Source organism: Glaciimonas sp. Gout2, from assembly GCF_035018905.1.
In the GTDB taxonomy this organism is placed as follows: domain Bacteria; phylum Pseudomonadota; class Gammaproteobacteria; order Burkholderiales; family Burkholderiaceae_D; genus Glaciimonas.
In genome coordinates, this window is sequence record NZ_JASJXA010000150.1 from 1 (window position 1) to 264 (window position 264).

Consider the following 264-nt stretch of genomic DNA (forward strand, 5'->3'; position numbering starts at 1 on the left):
TTATTCGATTACACCGTCGTGCTGATGACACCCGAATCCTTGATCCATCTGAGTGAAGATATCGGCAATGTCAATCTCGATGATTTCATTGGGCGCGAGTTAACCATCATGATTGCATTGGATGGCAGCGGTGGATTTATCGACAGCGCATTTGCTGACAATCTGCTTGGCAACATCGGTGCTGGGGCGCGTGAAATCTCCGGCCTTATCACCGCCGCCAGCATGCTGCGGCAAGAGGGCCGCCACGCGCTGTACGAAGTGACA

At 53.0% G+C, this 264-nt stretch carries 1 pseudogene; it reads left to right on the top strand.

Features of this window, described 5'->3' with window-relative positions:
- Positions 1 to 264: pseudogene (locus tag QN379_RS23550) on the top strand (type VI secretion system tip protein VgrG); the annotation flags it as partial.